At 62.5% G+C, this 15,018-nt stretch carries 17 protein-coding genes; 9 read left to right on the top strand and 8 right to left on the bottom strand.

The window, feature by feature from the left end:
* Nucleotides 1-82 precede the first annotated feature (82 nt).
* Together AAEQ75_RS18160 and AAEQ75_RS18155 are read left to right on the top strand one after the other, a co-directional pair.
* A complete protein-coding gene (locus tag AAEQ75_RS18160) occupies nucleotides 83-271 on the top strand; it encodes a hypothetical protein (protein ID WP_343350020.1) in 189 nt (62 codons plus the stop codon).
* 16 nt (nucleotides 272-287) lie between these two features.
* A complete protein-coding gene (locus tag AAEQ75_RS18155) occupies nucleotides 288-530 on the top strand; it encodes a hypothetical protein (RefSeq protein WP_343350019.1) in 243 nt (80 codons plus the stop codon).
* Between the two features lie 43 nt (nucleotides 531-573).
* Here AAEQ75_RS18155 and AAEQ75_RS18150 read toward each other — a convergent pair whose 3' ends face one another.
* Nucleotides 574-1,299: an amidotransferase gene (locus tag AAEQ75_RS18150; RefSeq protein ID WP_343350018.1), complete on the bottom strand. Its 726-nt coding sequence runs from the start codon at nucleotides 1,297-1,299 to the stop codon at nucleotides 574-576.
* Between the two features lie 296 nt (nucleotides 1,300-1,595).
* On the opposite strand from AAEQ75_RS18150, the gene AAEQ75_RS18145 reads away from it, so the two are divergent.
* From AAEQ75_RS18145 to AAEQ75_RS18135, 3 genes are read left to right on the top strand one after another with little or no spacing between them, the layout of a single operon-like run.
* The gene (locus AAEQ75_RS18145; RefSeq protein ID WP_277425813.1) at nucleotides 1,596-1,709 is read left to right on the top strand and encodes a PA2485 family small membrane protein; all 114 of its coding nucleotides are present in this window, start codon (nucleotides 1,596-1,598) and stop codon (nucleotides 1,707-1,709) included.
* Nucleotides 1,710-1,736: 27 nt separating this feature from the next.
* Nucleotides 1,737-1,937 carry a type III secretion system co-regulatory protein PtrC gene (ptrC, locus tag AAEQ75_RS18140; protein ID WP_003461392.1) on the top strand — a complete coding sequence of 67 codons (201 nt, stop codon included), beginning with the start codon at nucleotides 1,737-1,739 and terminating at the stop codon, nucleotides 1,935-1,937.
* 53 nt (nucleotides 1,938-1,990) lie between these two features.
* Nucleotides 1,991-2,257, top strand: coding sequence for a PepSY domain-containing protein (locus AAEQ75_RS18135; protein WP_343350017.1), 267 nt, complete (start codon nucleotides 1,991-1,993; stop codon nucleotides 2,255-2,257).
* A gap of 118 nt (nucleotides 2,258-2,375) precedes the next feature.
* Here AAEQ75_RS18135 and AAEQ75_RS18130 read toward each other — a convergent pair whose 3' ends face one another.
* From AAEQ75_RS18130 to AAEQ75_RS18120, 3 genes are all read right to left on the bottom strand, one after another.
* A complete protein-coding gene (locus tag AAEQ75_RS18130) occupies nucleotides 2,376-4,520 on the bottom strand; it encodes a 3-hydroxyacyl-CoA dehydrogenase NAD-binding domain-containing protein (RefSeq protein ID WP_343350016.1) in 2,145 nt (714 codons plus the stop codon).
* A 90-nt stretch (nucleotides 4,521-4,610) separates the two neighbouring features.
* The gene (locus AAEQ75_RS18125) at nucleotides 4,611-5,816 is read right to left on the bottom strand and encodes an acetyl-CoA C-acetyltransferase (RefSeq protein WP_343350015.1); all 1,206 of its coding nucleotides are present in this window, start codon (nucleotides 5,814-5,816) and stop codon (nucleotides 4,611-4,613) included.
* Nucleotides 5,817-6,405: 589 nt separating this feature from the next.
* On the bottom strand, nucleotides 6,406-7,293 hold the full coding sequence (locus tag AAEQ75_RS18120; protein WP_179576409.1) for an AEC family transporter: 888 nt from the start codon (nucleotides 7,291-7,293) through the stop codon (nucleotides 6,406-6,408).
* Nucleotides 7,294-7,387: 94 nt separating this feature from the next.
* On the opposite strand from AAEQ75_RS18120, the gene AAEQ75_RS18115 reads away from it, so the two are divergent.
* The gene (locus AAEQ75_RS18115; protein WP_084340762.1) at nucleotides 7,388-7,747 is read left to right on the top strand and encodes a rhodanese-like domain-containing protein; all 360 of its coding nucleotides are present in this window, start codon (nucleotides 7,388-7,390) and stop codon (nucleotides 7,745-7,747) included.
* Nucleotides 7,744-8,550 carry a c-type cytochrome gene (locus AAEQ75_RS18110; RefSeq protein WP_343350013.1) on the top strand — a complete coding sequence of 269 codons (807 nt, stop codon included), beginning with the start codon at nucleotides 7,744-7,746 and terminating at the stop codon, nucleotides 8,548-8,550. The genes AAEQ75_RS18115 and AAEQ75_RS18110 overlap by 4 nt, the downstream gene beginning before the upstream one ends.
* Nucleotides 8,551-8,683: 133 nt before the next feature.
* Here the strand turns inward: AAEQ75_RS18110 and AAEQ75_RS18105 are convergent, their stop codons facing one another.
* The 4 genes from AAEQ75_RS18105 to AAEQ75_RS18090 form a co-directional block, all read right to left on the bottom strand.
* Entirely contained in the window at nucleotides 8,684-9,481 is a 798-nt protein-coding gene (locus AAEQ75_RS18105) for a transglutaminase family protein (RefSeq protein ID WP_264145247.1), read from the bottom strand.
* The gene (locus AAEQ75_RS18100; RefSeq protein ID WP_264145248.1) at nucleotides 9,478-10,428 is read right to left on the bottom strand and encodes an alpha-E domain-containing protein; all 951 of its coding nucleotides are present in this window, start codon (nucleotides 10,426-10,428) and stop codon (nucleotides 9,478-9,480) included. The genes AAEQ75_RS18105 and AAEQ75_RS18100 overlap by 4 nt, the downstream gene beginning before the upstream one ends.
* A gap of 2 nt (nucleotides 10,429-10,430) precedes the next feature.
* The gene (locus tag AAEQ75_RS18095; protein ID WP_143506356.1) at nucleotides 10,431-11,840 is read right to left on the bottom strand and encodes a circularly permuted type 2 ATP-grasp protein; all 1,410 of its coding nucleotides are present in this window, start codon (nucleotides 11,838-11,840) and stop codon (nucleotides 10,431-10,433) included.
* A gap of 345 nt (nucleotides 11,841-12,185) precedes the next feature.
* Nucleotides 12,186-12,866, bottom strand: a complete 681-nt coding sequence (locus tag AAEQ75_RS18090) for an alpha/beta family hydrolase (RefSeq protein WP_343350011.1) — start codon at nucleotides 12,864-12,866, stop codon at nucleotides 12,186-12,188.
* 101 nt (nucleotides 12,867-12,967) lie between these two features.
* Between AAEQ75_RS18090 and ccoN the strand changes: the two genes are divergently transcribed.
* On the top strand, nucleotides 12,968-14,407 hold the full coding sequence (ccoN, locus tag AAEQ75_RS18085) for a cytochrome-c oxidase, cbb3-type subunit I (RefSeq protein ID WP_099523689.1): 1,440 nt from the start codon (nucleotides 12,968-12,970) through the stop codon (nucleotides 14,405-14,407).
* A complete protein-coding gene (gene ccoO / locus AAEQ75_RS18080; protein ID WP_099523687.1) occupies nucleotides 14,407-15,015 on the top strand; it encodes a cytochrome-c oxidase, cbb3-type subunit II in 609 nt (202 codons plus the stop codon). The genes ccoN and ccoO overlap by 1 nt, the downstream gene beginning before the upstream one ends.
* Nucleotides 15,016-15,018: the final 3 nt, after the last annotated feature.

The following is a 15,018-nucleotide window of genomic DNA, read 5'->3' as shown; positions in this document are numbered from 1 at the left end:
ACTCTGCCGCGCATCCATTATTCAATCGAAATGACTTAGGCGATTCTGTGCCCACGCCAACTCCTGACCTGGAGCACAGAACATGTCCCGCCTCTCTCAAGCTGCCCGCAACGGCGCTCTCGCTGCCATCGGCCTGTACCTGATCAGTACCTCGACGGTGCTGGTCGTGAGTTACGCCGCCGTCCAGCCAAGCACTCCGACCTTTGCACAAGCAGGCCCACTACAGAGCCTGATCGCTCATCTGCCCGCCCTGCTCGGCGCGCGCTCGTAAGGTTGAGTGAACGGCCATGATCAAAAATTACCGCACCCGCCTGCTGGTGCTCGCCAGCCTGTCGCTGCTGACCACCTTGCTGGCCCTCACTGGCATCGGCAAAGGTTCGGCTGGTGCCGTGGCGCGCAACATCGAATGCAGCCACAAACTGGCTCATCACCTGGACCTGGCCGAAAGCCTCAAGCGGCAGCGCAGCAGCCCGCCACCGAGCAGAAGCGAACGGCTCTCGCCTTACTTCGTGCTCACTCAGCAGGCATGAAAAAGCCCGGCTGACCGGGCTTTTTCATGTCTCGATATCAGACTCAGGCCTTGGCTTGCTTGCCCTGAGCGACAAAACGCATCATCCACTCCGCCACAGCACTGCCCTGCTGCGAGTGTTTGAGGCTATCCACGCCCTGCTGATAGATCTGCTCGCCAAGATGCTGCTGACGTAGCTCAAGCAGCGCCCGCGAGTAATCGTGGACGAATTCCGGGTGTCCCTGGAAGCACAACACCTGATCTTCGATGTGGTAGGCACCGATCGGGCAGAAGTCGCTGGAAGCCAGCAGCGTGGCCTTTTCCGGCAGGCGAGTGACTTGGTCCTGGTGGCTGATCAGCAACTGCAGTTCGTCCAGCGACGGGCTCATCCACTCGGGTTTGTTCTCCAGGCGATAGCTGTGCACCCCTACGCCCCAGCCCTGCTCCGCGCGCTCGGCTTTCCCACCGAGCAGCAAGGCCAGCAGCTGGTGACCAAAACAGATGCCCAGCAGCTTGTCGCCGCGCTTGTAGCGCTCGAGCAGATACTCCTTGAGGGTCTGAATCCAGGGATCGCTGCCGAAAGAATCCGCCTTGCTGCCCGTCACCAGATAGGCATCGAATTTCTCGCTATCGGGCGGGTAATGGCCATCCACCACGTTGTAGACACTGAACTCCGCCGCAACCGGCTGCTGAGCGAACAACTGCTCGAACATGCGGCCATAGCCCTGATACTGGTCGACCAGTTCGGGGCGGAGGATGTCAGTTTCCAGAATACAGATACGCAGTGGCATGAGGTTTCCTGTGGTGAACACGCGGGCGGGTAATTTGTGCGTTTTTCTTAACATATGAATTCGCACAAATAAATAGCCAACCTTGATTTTCAAGCAGATCCGCGATTATCGGCGCTGTGCAATGCCACGAACGGTCGTCAATTAAAATTGACGAAACTTTACCCTGCCAGTGCGTGGCGACGCTTCATCAGCCGCTTCGATAGCTACCATGCACGCCATTCACTTCTGTGATTGCACGCCCGCAGCGAATATCGCCACATCGGGCAGTCGCCCCATCGCACAGAAGGCAATCGATCATGAGCATCTACGCCGCACTCGCCAGCTTCGCCGCCGCTTCCGCCTTCCAGACCGTCGCACCGGTTCGCGCCGAGCAGGCTGCCGCCGCAGCCCGCGACGTTCGTTCGAGCTGACACAACCCAGGAGAGAGGAGAGCCGCCATGCACAGCCAACTCAGCCTGGACGCCTACGGCGTCACCTACGCCCACCTGCAAGATGGCAGCCTGCAGTTCGAAACCGAAGCCGCCCTGCAACTCGATGATGGCAGCATGTTGACCCTGCGCATGCCAACTCGTCATAGCGAGATGCTGGCGATCCACGAGGCCGTGTGCATCCGTCAGGGCTGGTGCCAGGCGGCGTGAGAAAGCGATGGTCTAGACTCCTCGTGACATTCACGGAAGGAGGAACTGGCCCCATGCAAACACGCAATCTGATCACCCTGTTCGCCGGCAGCCTGCTGCTTGCCGGCAACGCTCTAGCAGATCGCCCCGGCAGCGACTGGATCAGCATCGACGAGGCTCTGAGCAAAGCACGTGCAGCTGGCTACACGGAGCTACACAAGATCGAAGCCGACAATGACGGTTACTGGGAAGGCGAAGGCCTGAAACAGGATGGCCGTCTTCACGAATTTCGTATCGACGGCAAGAGCGGTGCAGTGATTCGCGACCAGTTGGAAGATTGACTGAAACGGCCCTTTCGGGCCGTTTCTGCATCCGTAGGGGGCGCCGTGCGCACCGGGGACACTCCGCTTAAGCGGTGCGCATGGCCTGGGCGGCCCCGCGACACCCTACAAGGGAGGCTCAGAACGTCTCGCCCTTGGCGGCCTTTTCCAGCAACAGGGCTGGAGGCAGGAAGCGCTCGCCGTACTGCTCGGCCAGGTACTGCGCACGCGCGACGAAGTCCTTCACCCCGTACTGGTTGATGAACTGCAGCGCACCGCCGGTCCAGGCGGCGAAGCCGATACCGAAGATCGAGCCGATGTTGGCATCGGCCACCGATTTCAGTACACCCTCCTCCACACAGCGCACCGTCTCGATGGCCTGGATGAACAGGATGCGGTCACGCACGTCCTCCTGCGAGATCTGCGCATCGGCCTTCTCGAAACGTGCCTTGAGCTCGGGCCACAGGTGCTTCTTGCCTCCTACTAGGTAGTCGTAAAAGCCCATGCCCGCCGCTTTGCCCGGACGCTTGTACTCGTTGAGCATGAGGTCGATGACCGCAAAGGCCGGGTGTTCCGGGATGGATTTGCCCTCGGCCGCCAGATCCTTAATGGTCTGCTGACGGATGTGGTTCATCAGACTCATCGACACTTCGTCGCTGATCGCCAGCGGGCCGACCGGCATGCCGGCCTTGCGCGCCTCGTTCTCGATCATCGCAGCGCTGACGCCTTCGCCAAGCATGGCCAGGCCTTCGTTGGTGAAGGTGCCGAACACCCGCGAGGTAAAGAAGCCGCGGCTGTCGTTGACCACGATGGGCGTCTTCTTGATCTGCATGACGTAGTCGAAGCCGCGCGCCAGCGTTTCATCGCTGGTCTGCTCACCGCGGATGATTTCCACCAGCGGCATCTTGTCCACCGGGCTGAAGAAGTGCAGGCCGATGAATTTCTCCGGTTTGGCCACGGCAGCCGCCAGGCCGGTGATCGGCAGCGTCGAGGTGTTGGAGGCGATCACCGCATCGCTCAGCGCAGCAGCTTCGGCTGCCGCGGTGACCTTGCCCTTGAGCGCACGATCCTCGAATACGGCTTCGATGATCAGGTCGCAACCGGCGAAATCCGCCTCGCTATCGGTAGCCTTGATCAGCGCCAGGAAAGCCTCACGCTGCTCGGCCGTCATGTGGCCCTTGGCGACTTTCTTGTCGAGCAGCTTGGCCGAATAGCTCTTGCCCTTCTCCGCCGCCTCGACGGACACGTCCTTGAGCACCACCTCGATACCGGCCGCCGCCGACACATAGGCGATGCCGGCGCCCATCATGCCGGCACCGAGCACGCCGACTTTTTTCGTCTGGGTTTTCGGATAGCCCTGTGGGCGTGAGCCGCCGGCGTTTATCTCGTTCAACTGGAACCAGAAGGTACCAATCATGTTCTTCGCCACCTGGCCGGTGGTCAGCTCGGTGAAGTAGCGCGCTTCGATGATCTGCGCAGTGTCGAAGTCGACCTGCGCACCCTCGACAGCCGCGCACATGATCTTCTCCGGCGCCGGGAAGCAGCCCTTGGTCTTGTCGCGCAATACGCTCGGGGCGATGGCCAGCATCTGCGCCACGTTGGGCGAGCTGGGCGTGCCGCCGGGAATCTTGTAGCCCTGCACGTCCCACGGCTGCTTTGCGGACGGATTGGCGACGATCCAGGCGCGGGCCTTGCTCAGCATCTCGTCGCGATCATTGGCCAGGTCATGAATCAAACCGGCCTTGAGCGCCGCGTCCGGGCGCACCTTCTTGCCTTCGGCCAGATACGGCAACGCCTTTTCCAGACCGAGCAGGCACACCATACGCACCACCCCGCCACCGCCTGGCAGCAGACCCAGGGTGACTTCCGGTAGACCGAGCTGCACGTGGCTCTCATTAAGGGCGATGCGGTGGTGACAGGCCAGGGCGATTTCCCAGCCGCCGCCCAGCGCCGCACCGTTGATGGCAGCAACCACCGGCTTACCGAGGGTTTCCAGGCGGCGCAGCTGACCCTTGATCTTCAGGATCATCTCGTAGAAACCCTGAGCATCGGCCTTGGTGACCTTGATCAGCTCGTTGAGGTCACCGCCGGCGAAGAAGGTCTTCTTCGCCGAGGTAACGATCACCCCCGCGATCGAATCCTTTTCCGCTTCCAGGCGTTCGACGATCTGGCCCATGGCTTCGCGGTATACCGCGCTCATGGTGTTGGCGCTCTGGCCGGGCATGTCCATGGTCAGGACGACGATATTGTCCTGACCTTTTTCGTAACGGATGGCGTCAGTCATTTTTATATTCTCTTCCCAAAACTGCGAGAGCTGCGTAGGGCGGGTGCAACCCGCCAACATACGAATGGCGGGTTTCACCCGCCCTACCGGTCAGACTCGTTCGATGATGGTGGCGATACCCATGCCGCCGCCGACGCACAATGTGGCCAGGCCGTAGCGCAGCTGGCGCTTCTCCAGCTCGTCGAGCAGCGTGCCGAGAATGGCGCAACCAGTGGCGCCGAGCGGATGGCCCATGGCGATGGAGCCACCATTGACGTTGACCTTGTCCTCGCTCACGCCCATGTCCTTCATGAACTTCATCACCACCGAGGCGAAGGCCTCATTGACCTCGAACAGGTCGATGTCGTCGATGGACAGCCCCGCCTTGGCCAGCGCCTTGCGCGTGGCCGGTGCTGGGCCGGTGAGCATGATGGTCGGGTCAGTGCTGGTCACCGCCGCCGCGACGATGCGCGCGCGTGGCTTCAGGCCCAGCTCCTTTCCCTTGGCCTCGGAGCCGATCAGCATCAGCGCCGCACCATCGACGATGCCCGAGCTGTTGCCGGGCGTGTGCACGTGCTCGATACGCTCGACATGGCTGTAGACGCGCAGCGCGGTGGAGTCGAAGCCCATCTGCCCCATCATCTCGAAGCTCGGCTTGAGCTTGCCGAGGCCTTCCAGAGTCGAATCGCCACGAATGAACTCGTCATGGTCGAGCAGCACGATGCCGTTCTGATCGGCGACCGGCACCAGCGACTTGGCGAACGACCCATTGCTGCTGGCACGCGCTGCCTTCTGCTGCGAACGCAGGGCGAAGGCGTCGACATCGGCGCGACTGAAGCCTTCCAGGGTGGCGATCAGGTCGGCGCCGATACCCTGCGGCACGAAATTGCTGTGGATGTTGGTTTCCGGGTCCATCACCCAGGCACCGCCGTCGGAACCCATGGGAATGCGCGACATGGACTCCACGCCACCGACCACCACCAGATCCTCGAAGCCGGAGCGCACCTTCATCGCCCCCAGGTTCACCGCCTCCAACCCAGACGCACAGAAGCGATTGAGCTGCACACCTGCCACGCTGACGTCCCAGTCCGCGACCATGGCAGCGGTCTTGGCGATATCGGCACCCTGATCGCCCACCGGCGTCACGCAACCGAGGACGATGTCATCCACCTGACTGGTGTCCAGATCATTGCGCACTTGCAGGGCGTTCAGCAGGCCGGCAACCAGTTGAACAGGCTTGACGCTGTAAAGCGCGCCGTCCTTCTTGCCCTTGCCACGGGGCGTGCGCACCGCGTCGAAAATATATGCTTCGGTCATGGCGTCCTCGGAGACTATTACGGCGCTGGCGGAACATCACGTTCCGGCCACACCTGTTCTTATTGAGCCTGCTTACCATAGCGCCGAGACGCGATGGCTCAATGACCGAAGCGCTCAGCGCTATTGACCACTGAGCTCAGACGAACGGTCGGTTGCCGGGTTGGCAGTGGCCTCAGCAAGCAAGCGCTCTGTCTCAAGGCCTGCGGCATGTCCTGCGAAGGCGCACATAGCTCGAACGTTTTAACAGGCCTCGGCTAGAAACCAAGTCATCTAAGGAAGTTGTGACACCAACCCTAGAGTTACACATGCGCCCTTGCACAAAGCGGCGCAGGGAGCCGCCGCCGGGTCATGCCGGGGCGGTGAGTCAGAACAACGCCCAGGCGTGACGCAGCGACCTGTCAGGCAGTACCACAGGCATCCAACGCCACCCATAACAACAAAAGGCATACGGCCATGTTCAAACAGCCGAAATACCGCCAGGCTGGCGTCATCCTTTTCGCCACAGCGGTCATCCTGATCCTTCCCAATCTGACCCGTCTGGTCAGTTGATCCCCACTGTCCCCGCAACTGCGCAGACGCCGTAGCGCGCTCAGCGCAGTGCGGGTATCCACCACGCCAGCAGCAGTGGAATCAGCACGAAGGCCAGCAGTGTCGAGCACAGCACCAGACTCGCGACTTGCTCAGGTGAACGGCCTGCGCGCACCGCGAACAGGTAATTGAACACCGCCACTGGCATCGACGATTGCAGCACCAGCACCGCGTGCGCCAAGGGCTGCAAGTCGATTGCCCAGCCGATGATCCAGCCCAGCGCCGCGCCACAAAGAATGCGCAGCAACCCCAGCACCAGGCCGTTACCCAGGTGCTGCACGCGGATACTGGCCAGTGACACACCCAGCGTGATCAGCATCAGCGGGATGGTCATGCCGCCCAACAGGTCGACGGTATTGGCCAGCCAGCGCGGCAATTCAACATCGAGAAACAGTACTGGCAACACCAGCGCCAGGCTGATCATTATCGGGTTTAACAACAGTCCCTTGACTGAAGCCGCGGCTCCGGAGAGCAGCATGCCGATGCTGAAATGCCCCACCGACAGCACCAGGAAAAACGCCACCGCCAATGCCAGGCCAGGCTCACCGAAGGCGAACAGGGCCATGGGCAGGCCCATGTTGCCCGAGTTCGGGAACAGGTAGGCCGGTACCAGCACTTTCCAGTCCAGGCCGAACAGGCGACTCAGCAGCCAGCCGACCAGCCCCATGCATGAGGTCACCAGCACGCAGGCCAGGGCCATCTGCGAGAAGGCCCCCACATCCAGTTCGGCTCGGCTCAGGGTAGACAGCACCAGGCAAGGCGTACCGACATTTAGCACCAGGCGCGCGATGAAATCAGTGGGGTACTGGTGACCGCTGCGCACCCAGCCGTAGCCGATGCCTGCCGCAATCAGTACCGGAGCCAGAACGGCGAACAACTCGGCTAACATCTACTACCCCCGTCACGTCGAGCGAGGCATCCTAGACTGCACAAAAGGCTCGGGCAATGATGCCGGGTCCTATCAATCCGCTCTGGGGTCTGCCATGCGCCTGATTCTCCTGCTCACCAGCCTGTTCGCTCTGCTCACTGCCCATGCCGGTGAAATCGATCAGGCCGCCGCCATCTCCGCCTTGCAGCGCAGCGACAGCCTGCTGATCGACGTGCGTAGCGCCGAAGAGTTCGCAGAAGGTGCACTGCCCGGCGCCATCCGTATCGGCCATGAAGATATCGCCGCCCAGATCGCCAGTGTCGCCCCGGACAAAGATCGCCCCCTGGTGCTCTACTGCCGCAGCGGTCGCCGCTCCGCCATCGCCCAGCAAAGCCTCGAGGAAATGGGCTATAGCCAGGTGATCAATGCCGGTGCCTATGACGAACTACGACCACTGCTGGAGCATCGCGAATGAGAGCTGCCCTGCTGCTGACTTTGGTCATCCTGAGCGGCGTGGCCCAGGCGGCCGAGTTCGAGGTGCAACTCAACGATGGCCGACGCGCCTGGAGCAGCAGCGAACTGCTCGAGCACCCGCAAGCTCGCGATATCGAGATCATCGATGACGTCAGCTACAAGCGCACCATGCACTACAGCGCCGTGCCGGTCAGTGCGCTGCTGGAGGGTATCGAGCCCGGCGACCATCTCCAGGCCGTGGCGCTCGACGGTTTTGCCGCAGAACTGCCAGCCTCGATTCTGTTGGCCAGGGAAGGAGCAAAAGCCTGGCTGGCCATCGAAGATCCCGAGCATCCCTGGCCGCCGCTGGCACAGGGCAAACCCAGCGCAGGACCTTTCTACCTGGTCTGGACCGATCCTTCTGCCAGCCAGATCGGCCCCGAGCAGTGGCCCTTTCAGGTCGCCCGGATTCGTCAGCTGGCCGCTGTCGAACAGCGCTTCCCTGCCCTGCTCCCGGCGACGGATGCCAATGCTGAGGTGCAGGCCGGTTTCGCCGTCTACCAGAAGAACTGCATGGCCTGTCATCGCCTCAATGGCGCGGGTGATTCCGAGTTCGGCCCGGACCTGAACATTCCGCACAACCCGACCGAATATTTCACAGGCGATTTTCTACAGCGCTACATCCGCGACCCACAGAGCTTGCGGCGCTGGCCGCAGGGGCGTATGCCCGGCTTCAGCGAGCAGGTACTGCCACCTGCCGAACTGCAGCGCTTGATCGCCTACCTGCGGCACATGGCCCAGCGCAAGAGCGACACGAGCCCGTAGAACGATTAGGGAAGGGTGCGCCGTGCGCACCGGGATTTTGGCGGGGTAAACCGAGGTGCGCATGGCGCACCCCACGGAAGGCCGTCAGTCTGGGGCGCGCGGCGCCCCTATGTCACGAGTGCCTATTGGCGCATCACTGCTGACGCACCTGCAGCAGTGGCGCCACCTGCACCTGCGCATGCATTTGCTCGCAACCGCCACCGCGGCGCATGCCACGTACCGGGCAGGCATCGAGGTAATCCAGGCCGACTGCCAGCTTCAGATGTCGCTCCGGGCGCGCCAGGCAGTTGGTCACATCGAAGCTGTACCAGGCGTCACCCAGCCAGGCTTCGGCCCAGGCATGACTGGCCAGGTGCTCGGCGTCATCGGTATAGAGGTAACCCGATACATAGCGCGCCGGCACACCCAGGCTGCGCGCGCAGGCGAGAAAGGCATGGGTGTGATCCTGACAGACGCCACGCCGACCGGCGAATGCCTCGGCAGCGCTGGTGTCCACTTCGGTGGCGCCAGGCTGGTAGGCGATATGGGCGTTGAGCGCATGCATCAGGTCGATCAGCCCGGTCCGATCCGTGCGGGCCCTGCTCTGCTGCCTGGCGAACTCGCGGATGGCATCGTCAGCCTGGGTCAGGCGTGTGAAGCGCAGAAACGGCAGCGCTGACTGGCGCTCGTGCTCGGCCTCGCAGGTTTCGTCGATATCGACCTGGCCACGGGCGCCGATGACGATGGACTCGTGCGGCTCATCCAGGGTCAGCACGTGCAGGATGTTGCCATAAGGGTCGAGCTGGGCATGCACCGGGCGCGGCAGGTCGAGTTGCCAGCTGAGCACCTGCTGGCGCTCGCTGTCGTGCGGGGTCAGGCGCAGGTACTGGATGCTCGCGCGCACCTGATCATCGTAACGGTAGGTGGTGTCATGGCTGATCGAGAGTCTCATGCGACCTCCAGATAGGACGTATGGATGGTGTTGCCCAACTGGCGCACCAGCAGGATGAAGTCGGTGAGCCAGGCGTGCAGGCCTTCATCCAGCACTTCGTCGATGCTGGTGTAACGCAGGCGAGCACCCAGCTCGGCGGCCAGACGCTGTGCCGGGCGACCGTTCTCGCCGGGCAGGCCGGCGAGCATCAGATTGAGTTCTTCCATGCAGGCGCGCAGCGAACGCGGCACTTCCGGGCGCAGCAGCAGCAACTCCGCGACCTTGCGCGTACGAGGCGAGCCCCGGTAGATCTCCGCGAATGCCTCGAACGAGGACAGCGCACGCAACAGTGCGCTCCACTGGTAGTAGCTGCGCGCGGTGCGCTCCTCCAGCTCGTCGATCTCCTCACCGAGCATTTCGTAGCGCGCGTCGAGCAGGCGCAGGGTGTTGTCGGCACGCTCGATGAAGGTGCCGAGGCGGATGAAGCGATAGGCCTCGCCGCGCATAATGGTGCCGAAGGTCGCGCCACGAAACAGGTGCGAACGCTCCTTGACCCACTCGCAGAAACGGCTGATGCCGTAACGGCCCAGGCCCTGTTCGGCGATGCCGCGCATTTCCAGCCAGGTGGCGTTGATGTTCTCCCACATGTCCGCGGTGATCCGCCCGCGTACCGCATGGGCATTGCTGCGCGCAGCCTGCAGGCAGCAGTAGATGCTGCCCGGGTTGCTCGCATCGAGGGCGAAGAAATACAGCATGCGCTCGGCATGCAGGGGGCCGTGGCGCTCCAGATAATCATCCAGGGTGCCGGTGATCAGCAGCGGCATGGCCAGTTCATCGAGGCCATCACCACGGCCGTCCTGCGGCATCAGCGACAGCGAATAGCTGACGTCGAGCATGCGTGCCAGGTTCTCGGCACGCTCCAGGTAGCGCGACATCCAGTACAGATCGGCGGCGGTTCTCGAAAGCATATTCAGTCCTCCACCACCCAGGTGTCCTTGGTCCCGCCGCCTTGCGACGAATTGACCACCAGCGAGCCTTCGCGCAGTGCCACACGCGTCAGACCGCCAGGCACCAGGCGGGTTTCGCGACCGGTCAGAACGAACGGACGCAGGTCGATATGGCGCGGTGCGATGCCGCGCTCGACGAAGGTCGGGCAGGTCGACAAGCACAGCGTCGGCTGAGCGATGTAAGCCTCCGGCTTGGCGATCAGGCGCGCGCGGAAGTTCTCGATCTCGGCCTTGCTCGCCGCCGGGCCGACCAGCATGCCGTAGCCGCCGGAGCCCTGGGTTTCCTTGACCACCAGCTCGGACAGATTGGCCAACACGTGGGACAGTTCTTCCGGTTTGCGACACTGCCAGGTTGGCACGTTCTTGAGGATCGGCTCCTCGTCCAGATAGAAGCGGATCATGTCACCGACGTAGGGGTAGACCGACTTGTCGTCGGCCACGCCAGTGCCGATGGCGTTGGCCAGCACCACGTTGCGTGAGCGATAGGCCGAGAGCAGCCCTGCGACACCGAGCATCGAGTCGGGGTTGAAAGCCAACGGATCGAGGAAGGCGTCGTCAAGGCGGCGATAGATCACGTCCACCTGTCGCGCACCGGCGGTAGTGCGCATGTAGACCTTGTCGTCACGGACGAACAGGTCAGCGCCTTCCACCAGCTCCACGCCCATTTCACGGGCGAGGAACGCGTGTTCGAAGTAGGCGCTGTTGAAGCGCCCGGGGGTCAATACCACGACCGTGGGGTTGTCCAGCGGGCTGGAGCTCTTCAGCGCATCGAGCAGCAGGTTCGGGTAGTGGTCCACCGGCGCCACGCGTTGCGCAGCGAACAGCTCGGGGAACAAACGCATCATCATCTTGCGGTCTTCGAGCATGTAGCTCACACCGCTGGGCGTGCGCAGGTTGTCTTCCAGCACGTAATAGCTGCCGTCGCCGTCACGCACAAGGTCGACCCCGGCGATGTGTGCGTAGATGTCGCGATGCAGGTCGAGGCCCTGCATGGCCATCTGGTAACCCTCGTTGGCCAGCACCTGCTCGGCCGGGATGATCCCCGCCTTGATGATGCGCTGGTCGTGGTAAAGGTCGGCGAGGAACAGGTTGAGCGCCTGCACTCGCTGGATGCAGCCGCGTTCGACGATACGCCATTCGCTAGCGGGGATGGCGCGCGGGATGATGTCGAAGGGGATCAGTCGCTCGGTGCCCTGGTCATCCCCGTAGAGGGTGAAGGTGATACCGGCGCGGTGGAACAACAGGTCGGCTTCTCGTCGGCGCTGAGCCAGCAGATCGTCCGGCGTCTCTGCCAACCAGCGGGCAAATTCGCGGTAATGCGGGCGGACAGCGCCGCTCGCGTCGTACATCTCGTCATAAAAGGTGCGGGCCATGCCGTACTCCTTGTCACCCGGACTTGCAGCATCCTCTGCAAGGCCCGAGCCAGCACAATTAATCCTTTAAAATCAAAAACCTACCTATCAACCAAAAACATTGCGCACCATTACAGTGCAATACGATGTTTCCGTCATGACGTACCGCCCCATTGCGTGGCACAGCGTGCTGTGCAGGGCAGCCATCCGCTTACCCATGCAGGTAAAAAGCCTGCAATGCCCGCACTGAAACGGGCCCGGACACTCAGCTGTCACATTGCGTGACCAGGCGGTCAAGCGCAACCGCTTTTACAGCGGCCGTGCGAGGAAAAAGTGTCCGAATACGAGCACGCGGCCGAGCTCGGATCAGTGTTTCATGCGCCCAAGAAACGCCACGATCTGTGCCGCTGCAGTGGCGAGGTGCTGCTCATGGCTGAAGCCGGACGCCTTCAACGGCTTGAGGTCATGGTCGGCAGCCTGCAGCCAGTGCAGCTCGATGGCCGCTGACAACTCATAGCCGGCAACGGCTTCGCGATTGCCCAGTGCGTCGCGTTCGCCCTGGATGATCAGCGTTGGCGTGCGCAGTTCGGCGAGATGGGCGACGCGCGGCTTCTCGGGCTTGCCGGCGGCATAGAAGGGATAGCCGAGGCAAACCAGAGCGGAAGCCTCCAATTCGTCAGCCAGCAAGCTGGCCATGCGCCCGCCCATGGACTTGCCGCCGATGGCCACGGGCCCTGTGACCCGATGGCGCACCTGTGCATGCACATCACGCCATTGCTGCAGCAGTTGCGCCTGCGGATTGGGCGGTCGTTTACGTCCGTCCACCCGCCGCTGCGCCATGTAGGCGAACTCGAAACGCACCACACGCACGCCCCGCTCTGCCAGGCCCAGCGCCATGGTCTGCATGAACGGGCTGTCCATCGGCGCGCCGGCCCCGTGCGCGAGGATCAGCGTGCTCGATGCCGCCTGCGGCGGTTCGTCCCACTGCCAGGGCAGTTCCTGCTCGCATTGATCAGCGTCAATAAATCCAGATGGCCCTTTGCTCATGCTTGCCTCGCGTCGATATCCGTGGTGTCCGTGGCTTGCTCATGCCTGCGGCCACCACGGTTATCGGCCGCTCTGCCATAACCGTGGATGGAAGCCCAGACATGAACACAACAACCCGTTCCGCCTACAACTACAGGGTGGTTCGCCAGTTCGCCATTATGACGGTGGTTTGGGGCATCGTCGGCATGGGACTCGGCGTATTCATCGCTGCCCAGCTGGCCTGGCCCGAACTCAACTTCAACCTACCGTGGACCAGCTTCGGCCGCCTGCGCCCGCTGCATACCAATGCGGTGATCTTCGCCTTTGGTGGCTGCGCCTTGTTCGCCACCAGTTACTACGCGGTGCAACGCACCAGCCAGACCACGCTGTTCGCACCGAAACTGGCGGCCTTCACCTTCTGGGGTTGGCAACTGGTGATCCTGCTTGCAGCCATCACCCTGCCCCTGGGCTGGACCAGCTCCAAGGAATACGCCGAACTGGAATGGCCGATCGACATCCTGATCACCATCGTATGGGTGTCCTACGCCATCGTCTTCTTCGGCACGGTGATGCAGCGCAAGGTCAGCCACATCTATGTCGGCAACTGGTTCTTCGGCGGGTTCATCCTCACCGTGGCCATCCTGCACGTGGTCAACAACCTGGAGATTCCGGTCACCCTGACCAAGTCCTACTCGCTGTATGCTGGCGCCACCGATGCGATGATCCAGTGGTGGTACGGCCATAACGCCGTGGGCTTCTTCCTCACCGCGGGCTTCCTGGGGATGATGTATTACTTCGTGCCCAAACAGGCCGGTCGCCCGGTCTACTCCTACCGCCTCTCCATCGTCCACTTCTGGGCGCTGATCGCGGTATACATCTGGGCCGGCCCGCACCACCTGCATTACACCGCGTTGCCGGACTGGGCACAGAGCCTCGGCATGGTGATGTCGCTGATCCTTCTGGCCCCGAGCTGGGGCGGCATGATCAACGGCATGATGACCCTCTCCGGTGCCTGGCACAAACTGCGTACCGACCCGATTCTGCGCTTTCTGGTGGTGTCCCTGGCCTTCTACGGCATGTCGACCTTCGAAGGTCCGATGATGGCCATCAAGACCGTCAACGCCCTGTCCCACTATACCGACTGGACCATCGGCCACGTGCATGCCGGCGCCCTCGGCTGGGTCGCCATGGTGTCCATCGGCTCGCTGTATCACCTGATTCCGAAGGTGTTCGGTCGTGAGCAGATGCACAGCATCGGCCTGATCAACGGCCACTTCTGGCTGGCCACCATCGGTACCGTGCTCTACATCGCCTCGATGTGGGTCAACGGCATCACCCAGGGCCTGATGTGGCGCGCAGTCAACGAAGACGGCACCCTCACCTACTCCTTTGTCGAAGCGCTGGAAGCCAGCCATGTCGGCTTCGTGGTGCGGGTGATCGGCGGCGCCATCTTCTTCGCCGGCATGCTGCTGATGGCCTGGAACGTCTGGCTGACCGTACGCAGCGCGAAATCCACCGAGATGGAAGCCGCTGCGCAGTTCTCGGTAGAAGGAGCCCACTGATGAAACACGAGATTCTCGAGAAGAACATCGGTCTGATGGCCCTGGTGATGATCCTGGCGGTCAGCATCGGCGGTCTGACTCAGATCGTCCCGCTGTTCTTCCAGGACGTCACCAACGAGCCGGTCGATGGCCTCAAGCCTTACAACGCGCTGCAACTGGAAGGCCGCGACATCTACATCCGCGAAGGCTGCGTCGGCTGCCACTCGCAGATGATCCGTCCGTTCCGCGCCGAAACCGAGCGCTACGGCCACTACTCCGTCGCTGGAGAAAGCGTCTGGGATCACCCCTTCCTGTGGGGTTCCAAGCGTACCGGCCCGGATCTGGCTCGCGTCGGCGGTCGCTACTCGGACGAGTGGCATCGCGCTCACCTGTACAACCCGCGCAACGTCGTGCCGGAGTCGATCATGCCCGCCTACCCCTGGCTGGTGGAGCACGCCCTCGACGGCAAGGACACCGCCAAGAAGATGAGCGCACTGCGCACATTGGGCGTGCCCTACAGCGACGACGATATCGCCGGGGCCAGCGACGCGGTCAAGGGCAAGAGCGAGATGGATGCTCTGGTCGCCTACCTGCAGGTGCTTGGCACCGCCGTGAAGAACAAGAGGTGAGTG

This window comes from Pseudomonas sediminis (assembly GCF_039555755.1).
Lineage (GTDB): Bacteria > Pseudomonadota > Gammaproteobacteria > Pseudomonadales > Pseudomonadaceae > Aquipseudomonas > Aquipseudomonas mendocina_D.
Note: the sequence above shows the minus strand (reverse complement) of the source record. Positions and strands in the feature narration are given on the sequence as shown.